The organism is Streptomyces africanus, from assembly GCF_002150735.1.
GTDB lineage: Bacteria > Actinomycetota > Actinomycetes > Streptomycetales > Streptomycetaceae > Streptomyces > Streptomyces africanus.
This window is the reverse complement of the sequence record NZ_MUKA01000442.1, coordinates 1-7,329: the sequence shown is the minus strand read 5'-3', so window position 1 is coordinate 7,329 and position 7,329 is coordinate 1. Positions and strand designations below refer to the sequence as shown.

Here is a 7,329-nt window from a genome sequence, read left to right as displayed (position 1 = left end):
GTCCCACCCCGGGCCCGAAGCCCGCGCCGCGGCCCGCCCCGGCGTCCCCGGCTCCGACCACGCCCGAGTTCCAGGCACCCCCGGCGGCTCCCTCCTCGCAGGGCTCCTCTCAGGGTTCCGGTCCGCGTCCGGGCGCCCCGCGTCCGGCCGGCCAGTCGCCGCGTCCGGGTGCTCCGCGCCCGGGTGGCTCCGGCCAGGGCGGCCAGGGCCGTGGTGACCGCGGCGAGCGTCCCGGCGCCTCGCGTCCGGGTGGCGGCGCCCCGCGCCCCGGTGCCCGTCCGGCGGGTCCCCGTCCGGGCAACAACCCGTTCACCTCTGGTGGTTCCACCGGCATGGCGCGCCCCCAGGCGCCCCGTCCGGGCGGTGCCCCGCGTCCCGGCGGCCCCGGTGCGCCCGGTGGTGCCCCGCGTCCGCAGGGCCAGGGCCAGGGCGGTCCCCGTCCGCAGGGTGCCGGCGGCGGTCCTCGTCCGCAGGCTCCGGGCGGCGCGCGTCCCACTCCGGGCGGCATGCCCCGTCCGCAGGGCGGCGGTCCGCGTCCCGGCGGCGGTCCCGGCGGTCCGCGTCCCAACCCCGGCATGATGCCGCAGCGTCCGGCTGCCGGTCCGCGTCCCGGTGGCGGTGGCCCCGGCGGCCGCGGTCCCGGTGGCGGCGGTCGTCCCGGTGGCGGCGGCGGTCGCCCGGGTGGCGGCGGCTTCGCGGGTCGTCCCGGTGGCGGCGGTGGCGGTTTCGCCGGCCGTCCCGGTGGTCCCGGTGGCGGTGGCGGCGGTTTCGCCGGTCGTCCCGGTGGCGGCGGTGGCCGTCCCGGCTTCGGCGGTCGTCCCGGCGGTCCCGGTGGCCGTGGTGGCACGCAGGGCGCCTTCGGCCGTCCCGGCGGTCCCGCGCGTCGTGGCCGCAAGTCGAAGCGGCAGCGCCGTCAGGAGTACGAGGCCATGCAGGCCCCGTCGGTCGGCGGTGTGATGCTGCCTCGCGGCAACGGCGAGACCGTTCGCCTGTCGCGTGGTGCCTCGCTCACCGACTTCGCGGAGAAGATCAACGCCAACCCGGCGTCGCTCGTCGCGGTCATGATGAACCTCGGCGAGATGGTCACGGCCACGCAGTCCGTCTCCGACGAGACGCTCCAGCTCCTCGCCGACGAGATGAACTACACGGTTCAGATCGTCAGCCCGGAGGAGGAGGACCGCGAGCTCCTGGAGTCCTTCGACATCGAGTTCGGCGAGGACGAGGGCGACGAGGAGGACCTGATGGTCCGCCCGCCGGTCGTCACCGTCATGGGTCACGTCGACCACGGTAAGACCCGGCTCCTCGACGCCATCCGCAAGACGAACGTCATCGCGGGCGAGGCCGGCGGCATCACCCAGCACATCGGTGCCTACCAGGTCGCGACCGAGGTCAACGACGAAGAGCGCAAGATCACCTTCATCGACACCCCGGGTCACGAGGCGTTCACCGCCATGCGTGCCCGTGGTGCCCGGTCGACGGACATCGCGATCCTGGTCGTCGCGGCCAACGACGGCGTCATGCCGCAGACGGTCGAGGCGCTCAACCACGCCAAGGCGGCCGACGTCCCGATCGTCGTCGCGGTCAACAAGATCGACGTCGAGGGTGCGGACCCGACCAAGGTGCGCGGTCAGCTGACCGAGTACGGCCTCGTGGCCGAGGAGTACGGCGGCGACACGATGTTCGTCGACATCTCCGCCAAGCAGGGTCTGAACATCGACTCCCTGCTGGAGGCCGTGGTCCTCACGGCCGATGCCTCGCTCGACCTGCGGGCCAACCCGAACCAGGACGCGCAGGGCATCGCGATCGAGTCCCGTCTCGACCGCGGACGTGGTGCCGTGTCGACGGTCCTCGTCCAGCGCGGCACGCTGCGGGTCGGCGACACCATGGTGGTCGGCGACGCGTACGGCCGGGTCCGGGCGATGCACGACGACAACGGCAACCTCGTCACCGAGGCCGGCCCGTCGACGCCGGTGCAGGTCCTGGGCCTGACCAACGTCCCGGGTGCGGGCGACAACTTCCTCGTCGTCGACGAGGACCGTACGGCCCGTCAGATCGCGGAGAAGCGTGCGGCGCGCGAGCGCAACGCGGCCTTCGCGAAGCGCACGCGCCGTGTGTCGCTGGAGGACCTGGACAAGGTGCTGAAGGCCGGCGAGGTCCAGCAGCTGAACCTGATCATCAAGGGTGACGCTTCCGGTTCCGTCGAGGCACTCGAGTCCTCCCTGCTCCAGCTGGACGTCGGCGAAGAGGTCGACATCCGCGTCCTGCACCGCGGCGTCGGTGCGGTCACGGAGTCCGACATCGACCTGGCGATGGGCTCGGACGCCATCGTGATCGGCTTCAACGTGCGCGCCGCCGGGCGTGCGCAGCAGATGGCCGAGCGCGAGGGCGTGGACGTCCGGTACTACTCGGTCATCTACCAGGCGATCGAGGAGATCGAGGCGGCCCTCAAGGGCATGCTCAAGCCGGAGTACGAGGAGGTCGAGCTCGGTACGGCGGAGATCCGCGAGGTCTTCAAGTCGTCCAAGCTGGGCAACATCGCGGGTGTTCTCATCCGCTCCGGCGAGGTCAGGCGCAACACCAAGGCCCGCCTCATCCGCGACGGCAAGGTGGTCGCGGAGAACCTCAACATCGAGGGCCTGCGTCGCTTCAAGGACGACGTCACCGAGATCCGCGAAGGGTTCGAGGGCGGTATCAACCTCGGCAACTTCAACGACATCAAGGTCGACGACGTCATCGCGACGTACGAGATGCGCGAGAAGCCGCGGGTGTAACACCCCACGGCACCCTGGTCGGCCGACGCGGCACCGCCGCGTCGGCCGGCTGGCCGTTTGCCTGTCCTGCGGAGCTGAATCGACGCGCGGGCGGGCAAAGGAAAACCCCGTCGAGCCACCGGCAGGCACGCGGTACCGTTCTTGATGTCCCTGCTCCGACCGCAGGGCCATCGATCCCGTACCGGCGGGTCATCCGGATACATACATGTATGTGGGGACGCTGTCCTTCGACCTGCTCCTCGGCGACGTACGGTCGCTGAAGGAGAAGCGCTCCGTCGTCCGCCCCATCGTCGCCGAGCTCCAGCGCAAGTACGCGGTGAGCGCGGCCGAGGTGGATCACATGGACCTCCACCGCAGGGCCGGCATCGGCCTCGCGCTGGTGTCCGGCGACGCGGGGCACCTGAGCGAGGTCCTCGACCGGTGCGAACGGCTGGTCGCCGCCCGCCCCGAGGTGGAGCTGCTGTCCGTCAGGCGGCGCTTCCACGGCGAAGACGACTGACGAACCGAGAACGAACCGGACAGGAAAGAACGGGAGACGGACCAGTGGCCGACAACGCGCGGGCCAAGAGGCTGGCGGACCTCATCCGGGAAGTGGTGGCCCAGAAGCTGCAACGCGGGATCAAGGACCCGCGGCTCGGCTCGCACGTCACCATCACGGACACGCGGGTCACGGGCGATCTGCGGGAGGCGACCGTCTTCTACACCGTGTACGGGGACGACGAGGAGCGGAACGCGGCCGCGGCCGGACTGGAGAGCGCCAAGGGCATCCTGCGCTCCGAGGTCGGCCGGGCCGCCGGCGTGAAGTTCACGCCGACCCTGACCTTCGTCATGGACGCCCTCCCGGACACCGCCCGTGCCATCGAGGACCTCCTCGACAAGGCGCGCCAGTCCGACGAGAAGGTGCGCGAGGCGTCCGCGGGCGCGAAGTACGCCGGCGACGCCGACCCGTACCGCAAGCCGGACGAGGACGACGAGACGGACGACACCGCCGAATGACCCAGAAGCACACCACGCCCGACGGCCTCGTCATCGTCGACAAGCCGTCGGGCTTCACTTCGCACGACGTCGTCGCCAAGATGCGCGGCATCGCCAGAACGCGACGCGTCGGGCACGCCGGCACCCTCGACCCGATGGCGACGGGCGTCCTCGTCCTCGGCGTCGAGAAGGCCACCAAGCTCCTCGGCCACCTCGCACTGACCGAGAAGGAGTACCTGGGCACGATCAGGCTCGGGCAGAACACCCTCACCGACGACGCCGAGGGGGACATCACCTCCTCCACGGACGCCTCCGAGGTCACCCGCGACGCCATCGACGCCGGCGTCGCCAAGCTGACCGGCGACATCATGCAGGTGCCGTCCAAGGTCAGCGCCATCAAGATCAACGGCGTGCGGTCCTACAAGCGGGCCAGGGACGGCGAGGAGTTCGACATCCCGGCCCGTCCCGTCACGGTCTCCTCCTTCGGCGTGTACGACGTCCGGGAGGCCGTCGCCGAGGACGGCACGGCCGTACTCGACCTGGTCGTCTCGGTCGTCTGCTCCTCCGGCACCTACATCCGGGCCCTGGCCCGCGATCTGGGCGCCGACCTCGGCGTCGGCGGGCATCTCACCGCCCTGCGCCGCACCCGCGTCGGCCCCTACAAGCTGGACGCGGCCCGCACCCTCGACCAGCTCCAGCAGGAGCTGACCGTGATGCCGGTCGCCGAGGCCGCCGCGGCCGCGTTCCGGCGCTGGGACGTCGACGCCCGGCGGGCCAAGCTGCTCACCAACGGCGTACGGCTGGAGATGCCCGAGACGTACGCGGGCTCCGGCCCCGTCGCCGTCTTCGACCCGGAGGGCCGCTTCCTCGCCCTCGTCGAGGAGCAGCGGGGCAAGGCCAAGAGCCTGGCCGTCTTCGGCTGACGGCACACGGGGACGTCCGCCCGTGGAGCGGCGGCCACGGGGTACCTCCACTGCCGCCGCTCCACGGTCCCCCCTCGGTTCCCCCACCCCTAGGGTGTATCCAGCCGACCCTCTGTGTTCACCCGTCCGTGCAGGCGCTCGGAGTGAACCGGGGGAGCGGAAGGGGGCGCTTTCGCCCGGCGATCTGTCCCGCTGATCATCTCGCCCCTACCGTCGAACACAAGGGCACGGGTGTACGGCGGGGAGGCTCGACGATGACGTCGCGGAACCGGTCCGGGAAGACACAGGACAGCGCACCAGGATCCCAGGACCGCCCCGAAGCAGCGGAGCAGACGACCGAGGCAACCGGCGCCGGGACATCCGGCCCGGCCCTCGTCCGGATCCAGGACCTGGCCGGCCGCCCCCGGGGCACCGGCTTCCTGGCCGACCACCATGGCACGCTGGTCACCAGCCACGAGGCGGTCGACGGCCTGCCCCGGTTCGTCCTGCGCGGGGCCGGGGACCGCCGCCGGGTCGTGTCCGCCGACGCGGTGACCCCGCTGCCCGCGCTCGACCTCGCGCTCGTGCGGACCGAGGGCCTCGGCGTGCCGCCGCTGCCCGTCACCGTGCGGGGCGGGGCCGGGACGGGCACCTATGTGCGGATCGCCGCCGGCGGCTGGCGCGAGGCCAGGGTGCTGGGCCCGGCCGCCGTGACGTACGCGGCCACGGACCGCCGCCACCGCCTCGACGGCGCGCTGGAGCTGGCGGTCGGCACGGCAGGGCGGGACGCGCTGCGACGCGGCGCAGGAGCGGCCGGCGGCCCGGTGCTCGACGCCGCGACGGGTGCCGTGGTCGGGGTGCTCGGCACCGCGCTCAGCTCCGACCACAGCGACGTCGGGTTCGCCGTACCGCTGCATCCCCGCCTCCCCGGAGCGGCGGGGAGCCTCGCCGAGCTGCTCGCCGAGAACGCGGCGACGGTCCCCGCGTACGGCGCCGACCTCAACCTGGCCGGTGTGCTGGAGCTGACCGGCACGGCGGTGGGGCTGGACGGCCCGCCCGGTGCCCCGGGGCTCCCGGAGCCGGTCGAACGGGCGGCTGCGGTGGCCGAGTTCGGCGCGTTCGCGGCAGGACCCGCGGCCGTGCTCGGCCTCGTCGGGCCGCCCGGCAGCGGTCGTACGACGGAACTCGCGGCGCTCGCCGCGCGCCGCGCCCGCGACGGGCATCCCACGCTGTGGCTGCGCGGCTGCGAACTGCGAGGCGACGACGCCTCGGTGGCCGACGCGGCACGCCGGGCGCTGACCCGGGCCGCCCCTGCCGTGTCCGCGTCCCAGCCCCGTCACCTGCCGGCCGACCTGGGCGACACCACGCCCGAGCGCCTCGCCGCGCTCGCAGGTGCCCTCGGCAGGCCCCTGCTGCTGCTCCTCGACGGCCCGGAGGAGATGCCCCCCGCGCTGGCCCGCCGCCTGGCCGACTGGACGGACGGGACGGTGCGGTGGCTGCGGGAGACGGGAGTGCGGCTGGTCGTAGCGTGCCGGGCGGAGTACTGGGAGGGGGCGGGGTTCCCGGCGGAGGTCCTGCACCGGCCGGCCGGTGCCGACGGCGAGCCCGCGTGTGTGCGCCTCGGCGATCTCACCGAGGACGAGGCCCGGGAGGCCCGCCGGCGCCATGGCATCCCGGAGAGCGCCCTCGTCCACACCGACGCCCGGCACCCTCTCACGCTGCGACTGCTCGCGGAGGTACGGGCGGCCCTCGCCGGCGCACCCGACAGTCCAGCCGGTCCCGACGGCCCCGGCGCCACCGTCGACCGCGACGACGTCTTCGCGGCCTACCTGGACCTGATGTCCCTGCGCATCGCCCTGCGGCTGGCCGCCGGGAACGGCCTGAGCGGCACGGCCGTACGCCGGCTGGCCGCCAAGGTCGCCGGGCAGGTGCACGAGGCGGCCCGGCGCGGCCTCGGGCCCGGGCTGGGCGATCTGGACCGGGAGGCGTTCGAGGCGGTGTTCCCGTGGGGACCCGCCCCGGCACGGCTCGGCGGCGGCACCGGCTGGGCGTCGGCCGTCCTCGCCGAGGGCCTGCTCGTGCCCGCCGGAGCCGGCTACCGCTTCGCCCACGAGGAGCTCGCCGACTGGCTCCAGGGCCTGCACCTCGACCTCGACGAGGCCCTGCACGCCCTGGTCCAGCGCCCGCCGGACGCGCAGCCCGACCCCGTCCCGCACCACCGCATCGGACCTGTCGTCCAGGCCCTGCTGCTCCTCGCCCGCCAGCGCGGCACCGGCCACCTGGCCTCCCGGCTGGCGGACCTGGTGCACGCCCTGGACGCCGATCCGCGGTCCTGGTGGGCCGCCCGGCTGCTCACCGGGACCCTGTCGGCCGTGCCCGAGGCGACGCCGTACACGGAGGTGCTGCGGCTGCTCGCCGACCGGATCGTGGCCTGGCGGCGGCAGGACAGGCCCGTGCCGGACGAGGTCGGGCCCGCGTTCTGGGCCGGCGTACGGCTGCCCGAGGACGAGCGCTTCGCGCTGCTGAGGCGGCTGGTGCACGCCGACGGCCCGCCGTGCGAGGCCGGTCCCCGGTTCCTGGACACCGTCGCGCACCTGCTGGCCGCCGATGCCACCGCCGTACAGCCCCTGCTGGCCCGCTGGTTCGACGACGAGCAGCCGCTGCCCGCCACCCCGCACGCG

Annotated in this window: 5 protein-coding genes; all 5 read left to right on the top strand. The window is 73.9% G+C overall.

The features are described from left to right. Positions 1 to 2,771, top strand: a 2,771-nt coding sequence (gene infB / locus CCL05_RS39265; protein ID WP_086565389.1) for a translation initiation factor IF-2, incomplete at its 5' end; no start/stop codon positions are given. Between the two features lie 205 nt (positions 2,772 to 2,976). Continuing rightward, complete coding sequence (locus CCL05_RS39260; protein WP_086565388.1) at positions 2,977 to 3,270, top strand: DUF503 domain-containing protein; 294 nt, start codon at positions 2,977 to 2,979, stop codon at positions 3,268 to 3,270. Between the two features lie 44 nt (positions 3,271 to 3,314). Further along, positions 3,315 to 3,767, top strand: coding sequence for a 30S ribosome-binding factor RbfA (gene rbfA, locus CCL05_RS39255; protein ID WP_020269629.1), 453 nt, complete (start codon positions 3,315 to 3,317; stop codon positions 3,765 to 3,767). Then, the gene (gene truB / locus CCL05_RS39250) at positions 3,764 to 4,669 is read left to right on the top strand and encodes a tRNA pseudouridine(55) synthase TruB (protein ID WP_086565387.1); all 906 of its coding nucleotides are present in this window, start codon (positions 3,764 to 3,766) and stop codon (positions 4,667 to 4,669) included. Before rbfA ends, truB begins: the two co-directional genes overlap by 4 nt. A 254-nt stretch (positions 4,670 to 4,923) precedes the next feature. Then, positions 4,924 to 7,329 (top strand): S1 family peptidase (locus tag CCL05_RS39245; protein ID WP_086565386.1); only part of this gene is annotated, 2,406 nt, incomplete at its 3' end.